The organism is Streptococcus sp. 5905 (genome assembly GCF_013276505.1).
Lineage (GTDB): Bacteria > Bacillota > Bacilli > Lactobacillales > Streptococcaceae > Streptococcus.
In genome coordinates, this window is record NZ_VMLC01000003.1 from 299028 (window position 1) to 315944 (window position 16917).

The 16917-nt window shown below is 43.3% G+C and carries 14 protein-coding genes; 5 read left to right on the forward strand and 9 right to left on the reverse strand.

All coding sequences use genetic code 11. The features are described from left to right. Positions 1 to 3 precede the first annotated feature (3 nt). Complete coding sequence (locus tag HT680_RS07075) at positions 4 to 1683, reverse strand: alpha-L-fucosidase (protein WP_173259380.1); 1680 nt, start codon at positions 1681 to 1683, stop codon at positions 4 to 6. 754 nt (positions 1684 to 2437) lie between these two features. Between HT680_RS07075 and arcA the strand changes: the two genes are divergently transcribed. The 5 genes from arcA (at position 2438) to HT680_RS07100 (ending at position 8941) form a co-directional block, all read left to right on the forward strand. Continuing rightward, positions 2438 to 3667: an arginine deiminase gene (gene arcA / locus HT680_RS07080; RefSeq protein ID WP_125416080.1), complete on the forward strand. Its 1230-nt coding sequence runs from the start codon at positions 2438 to 2440 to the stop codon at positions 3665 to 3667. 56 nt (positions 3668 to 3723) lie between these two features. Continuing rightward, the gene (gene argF, locus HT680_RS07085; RefSeq protein WP_000149840.1) at positions 3724 to 4740 is read left to right on the forward strand and encodes an ornithine carbamoyltransferase; all 1017 of its coding nucleotides are present in this window, start codon (positions 3724 to 3726) and stop codon (positions 4738 to 4740) included. 293 nt (positions 4741 to 5033) lie between these two features. Further along, on the forward strand, positions 5034 to 5981 hold the full coding sequence (gene arcC, locus HT680_RS07090) for a carbamate kinase (RefSeq protein WP_125399186.1): 948 nt from the start codon (positions 5034 to 5036) through the stop codon (positions 5979 to 5981). 97 nt (positions 5982 to 6078) lie between these two features. Next, positions 6079 to 7590 carry a YfcC family protein gene (locus tag HT680_RS07095; RefSeq protein ID WP_125844617.1) on the forward strand — a complete coding sequence of 504 codons (1512 nt, stop codon included), beginning with the start codon at positions 6079 to 6081 and terminating at the stop codon, positions 7588 to 7590. 22 nt (positions 7591 to 7612) lie between these two features. Then, positions 7613 to 8941, forward strand: a complete 1329-nt coding sequence (locus HT680_RS07100; protein WP_173259264.1) for a dipeptidase — start codon at positions 7613 to 7615, stop codon at positions 8939 to 8941. A gap of 57 nt (positions 8942 to 8998) precedes the next feature. Here the strand turns inward: HT680_RS07100 and HT680_RS07105 are convergent, their stop codons facing one another. The 8 genes from HT680_RS07105 to dltA form a co-directional block, all read right to left on the reverse strand. Then, complete coding sequence (locus HT680_RS07105) at positions 8999 to 10504, reverse strand: zinc ABC transporter substrate-binding protein AdcA (RefSeq protein ID WP_173259266.1); 1506 nt, start codon at positions 10502 to 10504, stop codon at positions 8999 to 9001. A gap of 9 nt (positions 10505 to 10513) precedes the next feature. After that, positions 10514 to 11320: a metal ABC transporter permease gene (locus HT680_RS07110; protein WP_000950023.1), complete on the reverse strand. Its 807-nt coding sequence runs from the start codon at positions 11318 to 11320 to the stop codon at positions 10514 to 10516. Beyond that, entirely contained in the window at positions 11313 to 12017 is a 705-nt protein-coding gene (locus HT680_RS07115; protein WP_001269483.1) for a metal ABC transporter ATP-binding protein, read from the reverse strand. The genes HT680_RS07110 and HT680_RS07115 overlap by 8 nt, the downstream gene beginning before the upstream one ends. Continuing rightward, positions 12017 to 12457, reverse strand: coding sequence for a zinc-dependent transcriptional regulator AdcR (gene adcR, locus HT680_RS07120; RefSeq protein ID WP_173259268.1), 441 nt, complete (start codon positions 12455 to 12457; stop codon positions 12017 to 12019). Before adcR ends, HT680_RS07115 begins: the two co-directional genes overlap by 1 nt. 140 nt (positions 12458 to 12597) lie before the next feature. Further along, positions 12598 to 13866: a D-alanyl-lipoteichoic acid biosynthesis protein DltD gene (gene dltD, locus HT680_RS07125; RefSeq protein WP_173259270.1), complete on the reverse strand. Its 1269-nt coding sequence runs from the start codon at positions 13864 to 13866 to the stop codon at positions 12598 to 12600. Continuing rightward, the gene (gene dltC, locus HT680_RS07130; RefSeq protein ID WP_000351972.1) at positions 13859 to 14098 is read right to left on the reverse strand and encodes a D-alanine--poly(phosphoribitol) ligase subunit DltC; all 240 of its coding nucleotides are present in this window, start codon (positions 14096 to 14098) and stop codon (positions 13859 to 13861) included. Before dltC ends, dltD begins: the two co-directional genes overlap by 8 nt. A gap of 13 nt (positions 14099 to 14111) precedes the next feature. Further along, the gene (gene dltB / locus HT680_RS07135; protein WP_173259272.1) at positions 14112 to 15356 is read right to left on the reverse strand and encodes a D-alanyl-lipoteichoic acid biosynthesis protein DltB; all 1245 of its coding nucleotides are present in this window, start codon (positions 15354 to 15356) and stop codon (positions 14112 to 14114) included. After that, the gene (gene dltA, locus HT680_RS07140) at positions 15353 to 16903 is read right to left on the reverse strand and encodes a D-alanine--poly(phosphoribitol) ligase subunit DltA (protein ID WP_173259274.1); all 1551 of its coding nucleotides are present in this window, start codon (positions 16901 to 16903) and stop codon (positions 15353 to 15355) included. Before dltA ends, dltB begins: the two co-directional genes overlap by 4 nt. Positions 16904 to 16917 lie beyond the last annotated feature (14 nt).

Genomic DNA, 16917 nt, shown 5'->3' on the forward strand with positions numbered 1-16917 from the left:
CTTTTATGAAACTTGGACTTGAAGTTGATCAACAAGCTGACCCTCTACCGTCAAATTCAGATAAAAATCTAAGCTTTTATCTCCTGCAAAATACAAGGTTGGTATCGTTAGCTTTTTTTCAGTCTCGCCAACTTGAAACGCAAGGACTTGAGTCTCGTCCCGATAGGCGACACCATGCACACCCGTCCCTGGTTGAATCGAAATCTTAGCTTCCAAAGGACTGCTAGATTCTCTTCGCTTCACTGTGAAGTGGACATTTTCTCCCTTAGTCACAACTAGACTTTTTTCTGAGAACTCTAGTTGCTGAACAGCTTCTTTTCTCAATAAGGTAGGTGTTTTATAGAGTGAAATCTTAGTCAACAAAGGCAAAGCCTGTGCCTCTGTAATGGTCACACGTATCTTCTGCGCCTCAACGACTGATCCTCGTAAGAGACGTTTGTAGCCAACAGTATAACCAGATCCAAACTCCTGCCAGACACCATCCAACTCTACCTGAACATGGAAAGCAGCGATGCGTTGCCCCAGCTTCAAATCTTCCCTCAGCTCAATCACATCGAAAGTTTTAGGTGCCCCTAAATCGAGCTCTAATTGGATTGGCAACTCTGCACCACTTGCCCATAAACTAGTTTCCAGTCCATCTGTCAGATGATGACAGGCAAAGTCTGGTGATAGAGCTGGACCAGATACCTTGGCTCCCAAAGCCAAATCTTCTTTATAGAGCTCATCACGGTAGGCAGCAAATTCATAGAGACGCTGGATATCCTTTTCGTCAAAGAGGCCATCTTGGTTCGGTGGGATATTAAGCAAGAGTGGAGTTCCCCGCCCTACCGAGTGAATATAAATCTCGACCAACTCCTTGAGAGACTTGGAATCCTGATCCTCATGGTAAAACCAGCCTGACCGAAGGGAAACATCTGCCTCCCCGATTGAAAATAGCGTACCTGAGGGGTCTCCGTGCTGTAGATAATCTAATTCCGCCTCGGTCCCCAACTGGTCTGGCTTGACTTTTTGCCACAAGGGATCCCCTGCATAGCCTCGTTCATTTCCAATCCAGCGGATACTGGTCCCTTCAGTTGAGAAAATCAAACAATCGCCCTGCAAGTCACGAATGGTTTCAAACCAAGTTTCAAACTCATAGTTGACTTTCTGGGCCCCTTCGCCTCGAGCACCATCCATCCACACCTCAGCGAACTTCCCGGCATTACCATAGGCAGGATTTGACAAGATTTCCTTCAATTGAGCTAGATAGTAGGCATTGTAGTCCGCTTCTCGGTCCACATGATAGAGGGGACTATGGGCATCCCAAGGAGATAAATACACTCCCATATCCATGTCAAACTCTGTTGCAGCTTGAGAAACCTCGAGAAGCAAGTCCCCCTTTCCATCCCTCCAAGGGCTAGCCTTGACCGAATAATCTGTGTGGGCTGTCGGGTAGAGGACAAAGCCATCGTGATGCTTGATCACCAAAATCAGTTTTTTAAAACCTGTTTCTTTGAGTACCCGAACCCATTCACGCGCATCCAACTTGGTCGGGTTAAAACGCTTAGGATCCTCTTGCCCACTTCCCCATTCTTGGTCATAAAAGGTATTGGGGCCAAAATGGATAAAGGCAGCTAGTTCATCCTCTAAATAAGCTAGTTGGGCCTGACTTGGTAATGGCCCATGTGGTTTTATGTTCGTCATCATCTCGTATCTCTTTCTCTGATTATTTCTCTTGTTCACAAAGTTATCCACAGATTGTGGATAAGAAAACATGCCTAAAAACTAGCTTTTCTAGACTCCAGCTCTTTGACTTTGAACCTATCACCTTCAGCAAACTCTGCTCAAATCCCCACTGCACTAGGATTTCTACTAGAAAGCTGGCCAGTTACTAGTTGCCGGTACTATTATCAAGAACCCTCTAGGATATTAGCTGAATGTCCTGCTCTCCCTAGACTTATCCACAACTTGTGAATAAACCCTTCTTCCTAGTTGTTACCTCGTTGACTATAACAAAAAATCTAGGTACCGTCAATAATACAAGGCTGTCTTCCTAAATACTCGGAAAAGATTCTATAATTTGTACAATATACATTTTATGACATTCAAAAGAAAGGCTTTCAGATAGATTTCATATAATTTTCTAAACGACTTTCAATCACTGCTCCTCTCAATTCCTCGTCAGAACTGAATTAAAATCTGGACATTTCTTCTTAAAATGTGAAATTTAGCATAATTTTTTCAAAAAATATTATATTCTTTTTAGTAGAAGTTTATACATTTATTTCCTGTAATTCCTTTTGCCATCGTATAATAACATAAAATACTACTAAAACCTTGTTTTGTCCGAATTTTTAATCATTTTTTACTATTGACACGCCTCTGAGAATATGATATAACGTAAATGTAAGCGGTACCAAAAAGGTGCCATCGTAAAAATTTTTAAGGAGGAAAACACATGTCTTCACATCCAATTCAGGTATTCTCAGAAATTGGGAAACTGAAAAAAGTTATGTTGCACCGTCCAGGCAAAGAGTTGGAAAACTTGTTGCCGGACTATCTCGAAAGGCTTCTTTTTGATGACATTCCATTCTTGGAAGATGCTCAAAAAGAACATGACGCATTTGCTCAAGCTCTTCGTGATGAAGGAATTGAGGTCCTTTACCTAGAGCAATTGGCTGCTGAATCATTGACTTCTCCAGAAATCCGCGATCAATTTATCGAGGAATACTTAGACGAAGCCAACATCCGTGGTCGTCAAACCAAGGCGGCTATTCGTGAATTGCTTCACGGCATCAAGGACAACCAAGAATTGGTTGAAAAAACTATGGCAGGGGTTCAAAAAGTTGAATTGCCAGAAATTCCTGAAGAAGCAAAAGGCTTAACTGACTTGGTTGAGTCAGACTATCCATTTGCAATCGACCCAATGCCAAACCTCTACTTCACTCGCGACCCATTTGCAACCATTGGTAATGCCGTATCACTTAACCACATGTTTGCCGACACTCGTAACCGTGAAACACTTTACGGTAAGTACATCTTCAAATACCATCCAATCTATGGTGGAAAAGTCGAATTAGTCTACAACCGTGAAGAAGACACACGTATCGAAGGTGGAGATGAGCTCGTTCTTTCTAAAGACGTTCTCGCAGTGGGTATTTCTCAACGTACAGACGCAGCTTCGATTGAAAAACTCTTGGTGAACATCTTCAAGAAAAATGTTGGCTTCAAGAAAGTATTGGCATTTGAATTTGCTAACAACCGTAAATTCATGCACTTGGATACTGTCTTCACCATGGTTGACTATGACAAGTTCACAATTCACCCAGAAATCGAAGGCGATCTTCGTGTCTACTCTGTCACTTATGAAGATGAAAAACTCAAGATTGTTGAAGAAAAAGGTGACTTAGCTGAACTTCTTGCGAAGAACCTCGGCGTAGAAAAAGTTCATTTAATCCGTTGCGGTGGTGGCAATATCGTAGCAGCTGCGCGTGAACAATGGAATGATGGCTCCAACACTTTGACCATCGCACCTGGTGTAGTCGTCGTTTATGCCCGCAATACCATTACCAATAAGATCCTAGAAGAATACGGGCTTCGCTTAATTAAGATTCGCGGAAGCGAATTGGTTCGGGGACGTGGTGGACCTCGTTGTATGTCTATGCCATTTGAACGTGAAGAAGTATAGTCACTGTTCAACATTCGTCTATAAAAATGTAAAAAATAGAAAGAGGAAATAATAGAATGACACATTCAGTATTCCAAGGACGCAGCTTTTTAGCAGAAAAAGACTTTACTCGCGCAGAGTTAGAATACCTTATCGGTCTTTCCGCTCACTTGAAGGATTTGAAAAAACGCAATATCCAACACCACTACCTTGCTGGTAAAAATATCGCCCTCCTGTTTGAAAAAACTTCTACTCGTACACGTGCAGCCTTTACAACTGCAGCTATTGACCTTGGTGCTCATCCAGAATACCTCGGAGCAAATGACATTCAGTTAGGTAAAAAAGAATCTACTGAAGATACTGCAAAAGTTTTGGGTCGTATGTTTGACGGGATTGAATTCCGCGGCTTCAGCCAACGTATGGTTGAAGAATTGGCAGAATTCTCAGGTGTTCCAGTATGGAATGGTCTAACTGACGAATGGCACCCAACTCAAATGCTCGCTGACTACTTGACTGTTCAAGAAAACTTCGGCCGCTTGGAAGGCTTGACATTGGTATACTGTGGTGATGGACGTAACAACGTTGCCAACAGCTTGCTGGTAACAGGTGCTATCCTTGGTGTTAACGTTCACATCTTCTCACCAAAAGAACTCTTCCCAGAAAAAGAAATCGTTGAATTGGCTGAAGGATTTGCTAAAGAAAGTGGAGCACACATCCTCATCACTGAAGATGCAGACGAAGCTGTCAAAGGTGCAGATGTACTTTATACAGACGTTTGGGTATCTATGGGTGAAGAAGACAAATTCGCAGAACGCGTTGCACTTTTGAAACCTTACCAAGTCAATATGGACTTAGTGAAAAAAGCAAACAACGAAAACTTGATCTTCCTCCACTGTTTACCAGCATTCCACGACACTCACACTGTTTATGGTAAAGATGTTGCTGAGAAATTTGGCGTAGAAGAAATGGAAGTAACAGACGAAGTCTTCCGTAGCAAGTATGCTCGTCACTTTGACCAAGCAGAAAACCGTATGCACACTATCAAAGCTGTTATGGCTGCTACTCTTGGAAATCTCTACATTCCTAAAGTATAAAACTTACTCGTATACACAACACAGGGGTTGAGACGAAAGCTATGATAGCTTATCAGTTCTAGCGAAAGAAAGCAAGGATTCCGTTTGACAGATTTGCCACCTTACTCTTGTCATCTTCCTGCTTCCTAGTCTCATTCTGATAAACGTCGGCTGTGCGTTCAACCCCTTTTATTAGTAGTAATGACTAATTTGTCTTTCAAAAAGACGCTACCTCCACTTCATATTTTATCATCATACCTGCCTGTAGCTCTTGGAGTTCTGTCAGGTTTACCATATTAAAGGAAGGAGAGCTCATGTCTCATAGAAAAATCGTCGTTGCTTTAGGCGGAAATGCCATCCTCTCCACTGATCCATCTGCCCAAGCTCAACAAGCTGCTCTGGTAGAAACAGCTCGTCATCTGGTCAAGTTGATTCAAAACGGAGATGAACTGATCATCACTCACGGAAATGGTCCTCAGGTGGGTAATCTCTTGCTTCAACACTTGATGGCAGATTCGGAAAAAAACCCTGCCTTCCCCCTTGATTCTTTGGTTGCCATGACCGAGGGTAGTATCGGTTTTTGGCTACAATGTGCTCTTGATAACGCATTGCTCGATGTAGGGCTTGATAAAAATGTCGCTTCTGTTGTTACCCAAGTTATAGTAGACAAGGAAGACCCTGCCTTTATCAATCCAACCAAACCAATCGGTCCATTCTACTCAGAAGAGGATGCCAAAGCTGAGAGCGAAAAAACAGGAGCAACCTTCAAAGAAGATGCCGGTCGTGGCTGGCGTAAAGTGGTGGCTTCACCAAAACCAATCGACATTAAAGAAATCAACAGCATCCGCACCTTGCTCGATAATGGTCAAGTTGTCATCGCAGCAGGTGGAGGAGGTATCCCTGTTGTTAAAAATGAAAACGGTTACTTACGTGGGGTCGAAGCCGTTATCGACAAAGACTTTGCGTCTCAACGACTAGCAGAACTCGTCGAAGCTGACCTCTTTATCGTCCTTACTGGCGTAGACTATGTTTATGTCAACTACAATAAACCAGACCAAGAAAAACTTGAACACGTTACTGTCAGTCAACTAAAAGAATACATCAAACAAGGACAATTCGCACCGGGTAGCATGCTACCAAAAGTCGAAGCTGCTATCGATTTTGTAACCAACCGCCCAGAAGGCAAGGCTGTTATCACTTCCCTCAGCAATCTAGGCGCCTTGATCGAGTCCGAAAGCGGAACAATTATTGTTAAAGACTAGCCATTTTAACCCAAGTACAAGCTCTAACCAGGAGTACTCAGGTAAACCAACATCATTCGTTTTTATACTTTGTGGCATAGTTTAGGAGGAAAAACAAATGAGTGAAAAAACAAAAAAAAGGTTCCAAATGCCCTCATCTTACACTGTTTTGATCATTATTATTGCCATCATGGCAATCTTAACTTGGATCATTCCAGCAGGTAAGTATGACACGAACGAAGCAGGTGGCCTCATTGCAGGTACCTATCAAACTGTTGACTCTAATCCCCAAGGGATTTACGATATTCTAATGGCTCCGATTCGGGCGATGCTCGGTCACGAACCAACTAAAGCCGCTATTGACGTAGCCTTCTTCATCCTCATGGTTGGAGGATTTCTAGGTGTCGTCAATGCGACAGGCACATTAGATGTTGGTATTGCCTCTATTGTTAAGAAATACAAAGGACGCGAAAAAATGCTGATCCTCATCCTCATGCCCCTCTTTGCGCTTGGAGGTACAACTTATGGTATGGGTGAAGAAACCATGGCATTTTATCCACTCCTTGTTCCTGTTATGATGGCTGTTGGTTTTGATAGCATTACTGCCGTTGCCATCATTCTACTTGGTTCTCAAGTCGGCTGTCTTGCCTCTACTCTCAATCCTTTTGCTACTGTTATCGCTTCTGATACCGCAGGTGTATCATCTATGGACGGGGTTATCCTTCGTATCATCTTCTGGTTTGTTATGACAGGTATTAGTACTTACTTTGTCTACCGCTATGCAGAAAAGATTCAAAAGGATCCCACAAAATCACTTGTCTACTCTCAACGTGAAGAAGACCTTAAACACTTCAATGTCACTGATAACGAAAATGCTCCATCTGTCTTGAACAAGAAACAAAAACATGTTCTTGCCTTGTTCATCTTGACTTTCATCATCATGATCGCCAGCTTTATCCCTTGGGTAGACTTGCACATCACTCTATTTGAAGACTTCAAGAATTGGTTGATTGGTCTTCCTGTTATTGGTGGAGCTATCGGTTCATCTGCTCTACCATTCGGTAGCTGGTACTTCCCAGAAGGTGCGATGCTCTTTGCTGTGATGGGTATTCTTATTGGTGTTGTTTACGGTCTTAAGGAAAGCAAGATTATCTCTACCTTTATGGCTGGTGCAGCAGATCTTCTCACCGTAGCCTTGATTTGTGCAGTAGCTCGTGGTATCCAAGTTATCATGAACGACGGTATGATTACTGCAACTATTCTACACTGGGGTGAAGTCGGACTTCAAGGTCTCTCTTCTCAGGCCTTCATCGTTTTGACCTACCTCTTCTACCTTCCTATGTCATTCCTTATCCCATCTTCATCTGGACTTGCTAGTGCTACAATGGGAATCATGGCACCACTTGGTGAGTTCGTTAATGTAAAACCTAGTCTCATCATCACTGCCTATCAGTCTGCATCTGGTGTACTCAACCTTGTCGCTCCAACTTCTGGTATCGTTATGGGGGCTCTCGCGCTCGGCCGTATTAGTCTAGGAACTTGGTGGAAATTTGTTACTAAACTCATTGTCGTTATTGTCATTGTGAGCATACTTCTTCTTATCCTAGGTACCTTCCTACCATTCCTTTAGAACAAAGTGTGAGGTAAAACGAATGACCGTCTACATCACTGACTCCATTAAACGGAGCTTTATACAGAGTCTAAAGACCCTCATCTCCTACCCATCTGTCCTCCAAGAAGGGGAAAATGGGACACCTTTTGGACAAGCTATTCAAGACGTTCTAGAAAAGACGCTGGAAATCTGCCGTGAGCTTGGCTTTAAAACTTATATTGATCCCAAGGGCTATTATGGTTATGCAGAGGTTGGTGAGGGAGAACTCCTTGCCATCCTCTGCCACTTGGATGTTGTGCCTGCAGGAGATTTGTTAGATTGGCAATCTCCTCCATTTGAAGCAACTATCAGAGAAGGCAAACTCTATGGACGAGGGGCACAAGACGACAAAGGTCCTTCACTCGCAGCTCTCTACGCAGTGAAAAGCTTGCTTGACCAAGGCATCCAATTTAAGAAGCGCGTGCGTTTTATCTTTGGTACGGATGAAGAAACTCTTTGGAGATGTATGGCACGCTACAACGCCCTCGAAGAACAAGCCAGCATGGGATTTGCACCGGATTCGTCATTTCCTTTGACATACGCTGAAAAGGGGCTCCTTCAAGTCAAGCTTCATGGCCCCGGCTCTGATCTTCTCAAGCTCGATGTCGGAGGTGCCTTTAATGTCGTACCAGACAAGGCAAGTTACCAAGGTCCTCTTTATGAAGCGGTTTGTATAGGTTTGAAGGAAGCAAATTTTGATCACCAAACCACAGACCAAACCGTGACCGTACTTGGAGTACCTAAACACGCCAAAGATGCTAGTCAAGGTGTCAATGCAGTCATTCGACTTGCTAGTGTGCTCGCACCTCTCCAACCCCACCCTGCCCTCCATTTTCTAGCCGACAAAGCAGGGCAAGATGGTAGAGGGCTTGGAATCTTTGGAGAAGTTGCTGATGAACCGTCTGGTTCCCTTTCCTTTAATGTTGCAGGGTTGACCATCAATCCCGATCGCTCCGAAATTCGGATCGACATACGTATACCTGTGCTAGCAGATAAGGAGAAACTGGTGGCACAGCTCACTCAGTGCGCCAAAGACTACCAACTTGACTACCAAGAATTTGACTATCTAGCCCCCCTCTATGTTGCAAGAGATAGCCAACTTGTTACTACCCTTATGCAAGTCTACCAAGAAAAAACCGGAGATAAAACTCCTCCTCTCTCATCAGGTGGTGCTACCTTTGCCCGCACCATGCCAAACTGTGTAGCCTTTGGCGCTCTTTTCCCAGGAGCACAACAAACTGAACATCAGGCAAATGAAGCAGCTGTCCTAGACGATCTTTATCGCGCTATGGACATCTACGCAGAGGCGGTTTGCCGTCTCGCAACCTAACTGGATGATCGTTTCTACCCAAAAAATCCCGCAGATTTGCGGGATTTTTCTCTTGCATCAATGCGCCAACATTTCTTGGGCGATTTCTTGACCAGATAGGTTATCTGGGTAATAGGTTGGCCAGTTGTCCATCTCTTCAAAGAGAGCTTCTTGGCTGGTGCCTCCAAAGAAGATATGGAAATGTTCTGCCTTGACTGGGGCGATATTGTGGTCGCTAAACTGAACATACTTGAACTGTCCAGCATTCGCATCGGTCGCTTCAAAGAGGAAGCGCACGCCACGATTGCCTTTCTTATAAGTCAAGATTTTCTTGCCGACATACTTGTAGGTGAATTTCTTGCTTTGACCACCTTGAACAAATTCCATAGTGTTGTCCGTGATGTTGATCTTAGTCACATCTGTCTGATAGCCTTTTCTATAGTAGGCCTTGTACTCATCCTTGGTCATCTTACCAGTCAACTTAGCCTTGTAATCAAAGACTTGATCAAAAGTTCCATCTTCAAGGAAAGGATAAACTGACTGCCAGTTACCTGCATAGTCACTCAAGGTACGGTCTTTGACATCTGCATTCTCAAAGTAACCATTGTGAACTGTCTTGGTGTTTTCTTCCTTCTCTGGCTCGATTTCCGGTCCTTCTTGATCTGTTGTCTGCTTGAGAGCCTTGAGGTTTTTCTCCATGATAGAGATATAGTCCTCACCAGCCTTGGTTGCTTCTTCTGTCAGACTTTCTAGCGGATTGAGCACATCTAGTTTGACACCCGTTTCTTTGGAAAGGGTATTGGCAAGGGCTTGGGAGGCATTTTCTTCAAAGTAGATATAAGAAATCTTGTTTTTCTTGATATACTCTGTCAACTCTGCCAAACGTGCTGCTGATGGCTCTGCATCTGGTGAGAGACCTGAGATGGATACTTGCTTGAGACCGTAGTCCAAGGCAAGATAGTTAAAGGCTGCGTGTTGCGTTACGAAGCTCTTTTGTTTAGCTTGAGACAAGCCTTCTGTGTAGGCCTTGTCCAAGGCTTGCAATTTTTCAATATAGGCAGACGCATTCTTTTCAAAAGCCTCTTTTTTATCAGGATAATCTGCTGACAAACTATCACGGATATGCTCTACCAGTTTGATGGCGCGTGCTGGTGAGAGCCATACATGGGGATCGTAGTCATGATGGTGACCTTCACCCCCGTGATCATGACCTTCCTCTTCTTCCTCAGCTCCTGGTAAGAGCAGCATATTGCCTGTCGCCTTGATAGTCTTGACTTTTTTCTTATCCAAGGATTCTAGCAATTTGGGAACCCAAGTTTCCATATTTTCATTTTCATAGACAAAGGTATCTGCATCTTGGATTTTGGCAACTGCCTTGGCAGACGGTTCATACTCATGGGGTTCTGTACCAGCACCGATCAGAAGTTCTACATTAGCAGTATCTCCTGCGACTTGCTTGGTAAATTCGTAGACAGGGTAAAAGGTTGTCACGATATTTAGCTTCCCATCTGCCTGTTTTTGATTGGAACAAGCCACTAAAAACAGGGCACATAGACTAGCCAGTAGTAAGCTAATTTTTTTCATTTCATTCTCCTATTTGATAAAACGTTTCAGTAGACTGACTAACAAAAAGACAGCTACAAAGATAATGGTGATACTAGCGCTGGCAGGGGTTTCCGCGTAGTAGGAAATATAAAGTCCTGCCACCATTCCCAAAAAGCCAATCGCACTGGCTAGCAACATAACGGATTTAAAGTTTTTCCCCAGACGAAGGGCAATACTAGCTGGTAAGACCATAATGGTCGACACCAAAAGAGCTCCTGCTGCTGGAATCATAAGGGCAATAGCTACCCCTGTCACCATGTTAAAGAGGATAGACATAGTACGAACTGGCAAGCCATCCACAAAGGCCGTGTCCTCATCAAAAGTCAGGATATACATTGGTCGCAAGAATAAGAAAGTCAAGAGTAAAACGACCGCCGCAATGGCAAAGAGGAAAATCACCTGCTCCTGGCTAATGGTTACAATCGAACCAAAGAGATATTGGTCCAAACTCATGGAACTCGAACTTTTCCCCTTACTCATCACGATAAGAGACACTGCAAGCCCTGTAGACATGAGGATGGCAGTCCCGATTTCCATAAAGTTCTTATAGACTGTCCGGAGATACTCTAGAAAGACCGCAGCGATCAAGACAATAGCAATGGTTGAAATGGTTGGAGAAATCCCCAAAACCAGACCAAAGGCTACCCCTGATAGAGAAACGTGACTGAGTGTATCACTCATCAAACTCTGACGACGTAAGATAAGGAAGGTCCCAAGGACTGGAGAAAAGAGACTCATGGCAATGACAGCCAAGAAGGCTCGCTGCATGAAGTCATAAGATAACAAACTAAGCATGTTCCACCTCCTGGTCGCTTTCGTGAACGTTGAAACAACGCCATGGCGAGTCTTGATTGCGCACTAGATGGATATTGCGATCTGCGTAGTCCTTGACTTCCTCAGGGTCATGGGTAATCATCAAAACAGCCTTGCCATGATGATGAGCACTGTGGTGCATGAGTTCGTAAAATTCATTTTTGCTTCCAGCATCCATCCCTGTCGTCGGCTCATCCAAGACAAAGATATCTGGGTCAGAAGCAAACATCCGAGCAATCACTGCTCGTTGCTTTTGGCCTCCAGAGAGGGAGCCAATTCGTTTGTCACGGTGTTCCCACATACCAACTGAGTCTAGACTGGCCTTGATATGCTCCTCATCATGGGCATTCAAGCGACGGAACCAGCCCTTCCGTGGATAACGACCCGACTTGACAAATTCATAAACCGTACTCGGAAAACCAGCATTAAAACTGGCAATCTGCTGGGGAAGATAGGCTATCCTAAGTTTTTTCCCATGAGTATTTGTCTTTGAGATGGTTACCTTGCCAAATCTTGGCTGCAAGATGCCTAGACTCGCCTTGATGAGCGTTGTCTTGGCAGCCCCATTTTCACCAGTCAGGGTGACAAACTCCCCACTATCAACACTGTAGTTGATATGCTCGAGGACAGGTTCCTTGTCATAATAGAAAGACAAGTCCTCTACTGTAATATACCGCATTATTTGATTTCTCCTACTAAAGCAGTTAAAAACCGCTGGATGACTTCTTGTTCATTTGGAGTAAACTGATTTACTACTTGTTCATAGGCTGAGAGCGTGTGCTCATGGTGGTGGTGGTGTTCCGCCGCTACTGGTTGAGCCAAATCAGTCAACTGATAAAAAATCACGCGTGCATCCTTTGGATCTCTGGATGTCTCTAACATCCCCTCTTTTACCAAAGACTTGATAGCCTTGGTCACTGCCGCCTGACTGACATTGAGGCGACGGGCCAACTCCGAGTTGGTTAGGGATTCTTCTGATAAGAGCATGAGGATGTGTTCCTGAGTATTAGTTAAGGCAACGTCACTTGTGCAATGCCCGATCAGAATTTCATGCTGGTTCTCAGATCTCAAGATCACCTCGTTTAAAAAGTTATCGATTTCCTGTGCAACCTGTCTCATGTGTTACTCCTTCCCTAGCTATCTTTTTTGTAAAAAGCATAGATAGCCACCGATTCTTTACTGGTTAATTATATCACAAATCAAAAAAGAGTCAAGGGAGAACATGAGAGCACATTTCACACTTGAACTCTTTTGATTTGTTATTGAAAATCTTTGATATTTCCATCATAGGTCGCCCAGTCCTTACTAAAGAAACGGTCATTCATCTTATAGTCTGGAGCTGGTTTCGGATCCGTCAAGAAGGGATTCACAACCTTATCAAAAGCCAACCAGCCCAACCAACCTAAGTGGATAGTATCCTTGATAAAGTAAGGTTCTCCTCCGTTTTTTGAAAAGTCAGCAATGTTGGTAAAGCCTTGACTTTCTAGCTGGTAACGAATTTTCTCCACTGCATGTTGATACATTTCTTCACTGAGTTCTGTGTATTCCATCCATTTCTTGTTGACGGGCTGGATAACAAAGAGTACATTGACTTTTGATTTGGCAAATTGATTGAGAACCAGCTGCAAATCATTGTATTCAGAGGACTTTAGGAAGTTATAATTTTTTTGATACCCTTCCCATTTTTTTAAGTCTTTTTTGACTTCATACGTGTAGAAATGATTCTCCATCCCCATATCGTTATTGGTCGTATTTGCCTCTGCATCCTTACGGGCAATTTCTTCTAAAGTGTCATAGGAAAACTGATCAGGAAGATCTTTTAAATAGTTTTCTACATGTTCTTTGTACTTGAGTTTCCCCTGAATGGAAAATTGACCAAAAAGAGAGGACTGCTTTTCATTGAATCGTGCAAAGACGTTGATGATAAGTCGATCAGCATCTGACAAGTCCTCTCCTTTTGAAAGCTTTTGAAGGATGCCTTTCAATGCCACACTCGGGTTCTGCTTCAACAAACGCGTCGCAGCATGCTTAGCCGAGATGTCCCCAGATTGATTTTCCAAAAAAGCTGTCAACTGGTCGCTATTAAAGAATCTCTGAAACGCCGCTGGCTCGTAATCCGTCTCTGTAAACCACTGAGGAGAGATGACAAACACCGCCTGCTTTTCCTCGATTTCTGGCAGAATCTGCTGCAAACCGAAATATTGATTAAGCGAGGCCGCTCCTGCCTGACCCATAAAGTACGGGCGATAGGGACGATTGTATTTTTCTGCTAAAACAGCTGGATGGACACTATCAAATCGAATCCATTCACTTGACCCTAGAAAAGGGACAAAACGCATATTGGGATCCGTTAGCGCCCTCACTTTTTGACTTCTCTCTTTAAAACTTTCTCTACTGATGGAAGCTGCAGAGTACTTCTCCTCCGTCAGATTATGGCTTGTTGTACTTGGATAAAAAAAGATGAGTAGAAGAACCAAAAATCCAGCGATGAAGATGGGCCCAAAGATCAGCCACAAGCGTTTAAGCATTCTTTAACTCCGTGATACCTTCCACGATTTTATTAGCCGTATTCCAGTCATCACGACCGAACTCCGTCACTGGAACACGAATGTCAAAACGGTTTTCAATCTCAACAATCAATTCAACAGTTCCCATGCTATCCAAGACACCAGCATCAAAAAGATCTTCATCCATCATGTCAGAAACATCTTCCATAAACAACTCATCAATAATTTCAATAACTTCTGATTTGATATCCATTTTTTATATCCTTTTATTTTTTAAACCATAAATCATTCAAAAATCCAGAAAAGATTAAGAATGAAACCATCACGACATGGAAGGTGACAACCATGCCAAGCAACTGAATCCAGCGATTCTCAGGTAAGGAACCCTTTCCAGCTTTTTTCCGTTCTTTATTGAGTGCTTTTTTCTTACGAACCCAAGCGTCATTGATGACCAGCCCAATCCCATGAAAAAGTCCATAGGCGATGTAGTACCAGGTCACACCATGCCAAAATCCCATAATCAGCATATTGAGAATATAGGCTACACTTGAGGTCACATTGCGATTTTTAAAGACCTTCTTTCTGGTCAACACCATGACCATCCGCATAAAGACAAAGTCACGGAACCAGAAAGACAGACTCATGTGCCAGCGATTCCAAAACTCTTTTAAATCCCTTGATAAAAAGGGTTTGTTAAAGTTGATGGGACTATGAATCCCCATCAAGTTTGAAATTGCTAAGGCAAACATAGAATATCCCGCAAAGTCAAAGAAGAGCTCCAGACCAAAGGTGTACATGACCGCTAAAGCATAGAGGTTAAAGAAACCACCTGTCTGCAAGGCCAAATTTTTCAGCGGAGGCAATAATGTCTCTCCTAAAATATGAGCCAAGATAAACTTGTAAAGGAAGCCAAGCATAATATACTTGACAGCCTCTTCTAGCATATCCATCAGCTCACTCCTCTCAGGAATGGTTTCATAATTTTCATTGAAGCGTTTAAAACGATCAATGGGACCACTTGAGAAGGTCGGCATAAAGAGAAGAAAACGCAAGAATTGCCAGACCGTTACATCCTTGATGACACCATCTCTCAACTCAACGATGACCCCAACTGAACGAAAGGTCAAGTAAGAAATCCCTAAAAAGCCAAATAAAGATTGAGGTCCATGAATAGCGGGAGATACTTTCACAAAGACTATTGGCAATAGAGATAAAAAGCTAACTAGGTAAAATATCCACTTACTATCCCGTCGTTTCCTGTACCCTTTGTAGAAAAATACAAGCAGTACTTGCCAGATAACATAAAGGATAAGAGCGCTTATTTGATTCGTCTTTCCACCGACCAACATGGTGACGATAAAGAAAAGACTAACGAGCACCTCATACCAGGCAAAGCGTTTCTTGAAAAAGAGCCCGATAAATATCGGTAGGGTCGCAGCAATCACGTACAAAAAATAATAAAGATTGCCATAAGGTTCCAAATGAGGTAGCTGTTTGTAAAGCTCCATCATCTATTGTTTACCTCATTGATCAAGCCCTTGATGTCAATTTTACCATTAGGCGTTAGTGGCAAACTGTCTCGATAGAGAAACTTAGACGGCATCATATAGGACATCATGATATCTGCTAAATCTTCCTTGATAGCCTTGGTAATATCGATATCACGTTCAAACTGCTGACGGACACCGTCCTTTAGGATGACATAGGCCAGCAGATTTTGCACCTTATGGTCCTTGTTATAACGTGGAACAGCAACAGCCGACTCGATATAGCGAGACTTGTTGAGGTTTTGAGAAACATCTTCAAGCTCAATACGATAGCCATTAAACTTAATCTGGAAGTCCATCCGTCCACCATAGAGAAGCAAGCCCTCATCTGTCATGGTTCCCACATCTCCTGTGTGGTAGGCTGGAAGGCCTTCAAACTCAAAGAAGGCTTCTGCCGTTTTTTCAGGATTGTTCATATAGCCTTTTGAAACAGCTGGTCCAGAAACGATGATTTCTCCCTGCTCACCATTTGGCAGTTTCTTACCTTCCTCATCAATGATAAAGGTTGGAGAATCAGCCTTGGTATAGCCGATTGGCAGGCGTTTGAGAGTCGCCAACATCTCATCAGTGACGGCAACTGCTGACAAAGCCACTGTCGCTTCTGTTGGGCCGTAAGCATTGATGATACGGGCATTTGGGAAACGTTCGCGCAGTTTTTGAGCTGTTTTGACCGTTAATTCTTCACCATCAAAGTAGAAATGCGTGATTCCAGGCATTTTCTCGCTATTAAAGTCTTCTGACAACATGGCCATATCTGCAAAGGAAGGTGTTGAAGTCCAGATAGCGATGGGTAATGAAAAGATAGTTGCAAAGAGTTGCTTGAAGTCCTGTGTGATAGCAGACGGAAGCGCAAAAAGTGTACCACCTAGTGCCAATGTTGGTGCCCAGTACATGACAGATAGGTCAAAAGAATAAGGCGGTTGAGCCAGCATTTGTGGACGACTTGGCGTCGCAAATTCCTTGTCCGTAATCATCCAGTTGGTAAAGCTGAGAAGATTATCATGGGAAATCTGCACTCCCTTTGGCTTACCAGTCGTACCAGAAGTAAAGATGATGTAATAGTTATCATCGCCCTTGACTGGATGCGTGATCTCATAGCTAGTCCCTTGAGCAAAGGCTTCTTGAACCTGAGCTAGATTCAAAATCGGTGTAGAAACCTGCTCTAATGGAAAGTCTGAAATGGCAATAATCAAGCTTGGCTCTGCAACTTCTACAATAGCAGAAACTCGTTCCAAGGCCGAATGGCTGTCAATGGGAATATAGGCATGCCCCGACTTAGTCAGCGCTACAAAAGTAGCCAACATCTCATATTCCTGGCCACCATAGACGACAACAGGAGATTTTTCTGGCAAATTCAACTGATCAATGGCTGCAGCCAAACTATCCGAATCAGCCTTTAAATCGCCATAAGTGTGCTCTTGACCTAAAACATTGTAGACGGGATATGTTGGCTGTGTTTGAGCAAAGTGCTCAATCGTTTCGATCATATCTTTTATCGGTTTATTAGACACGGTTCATTTTCTCC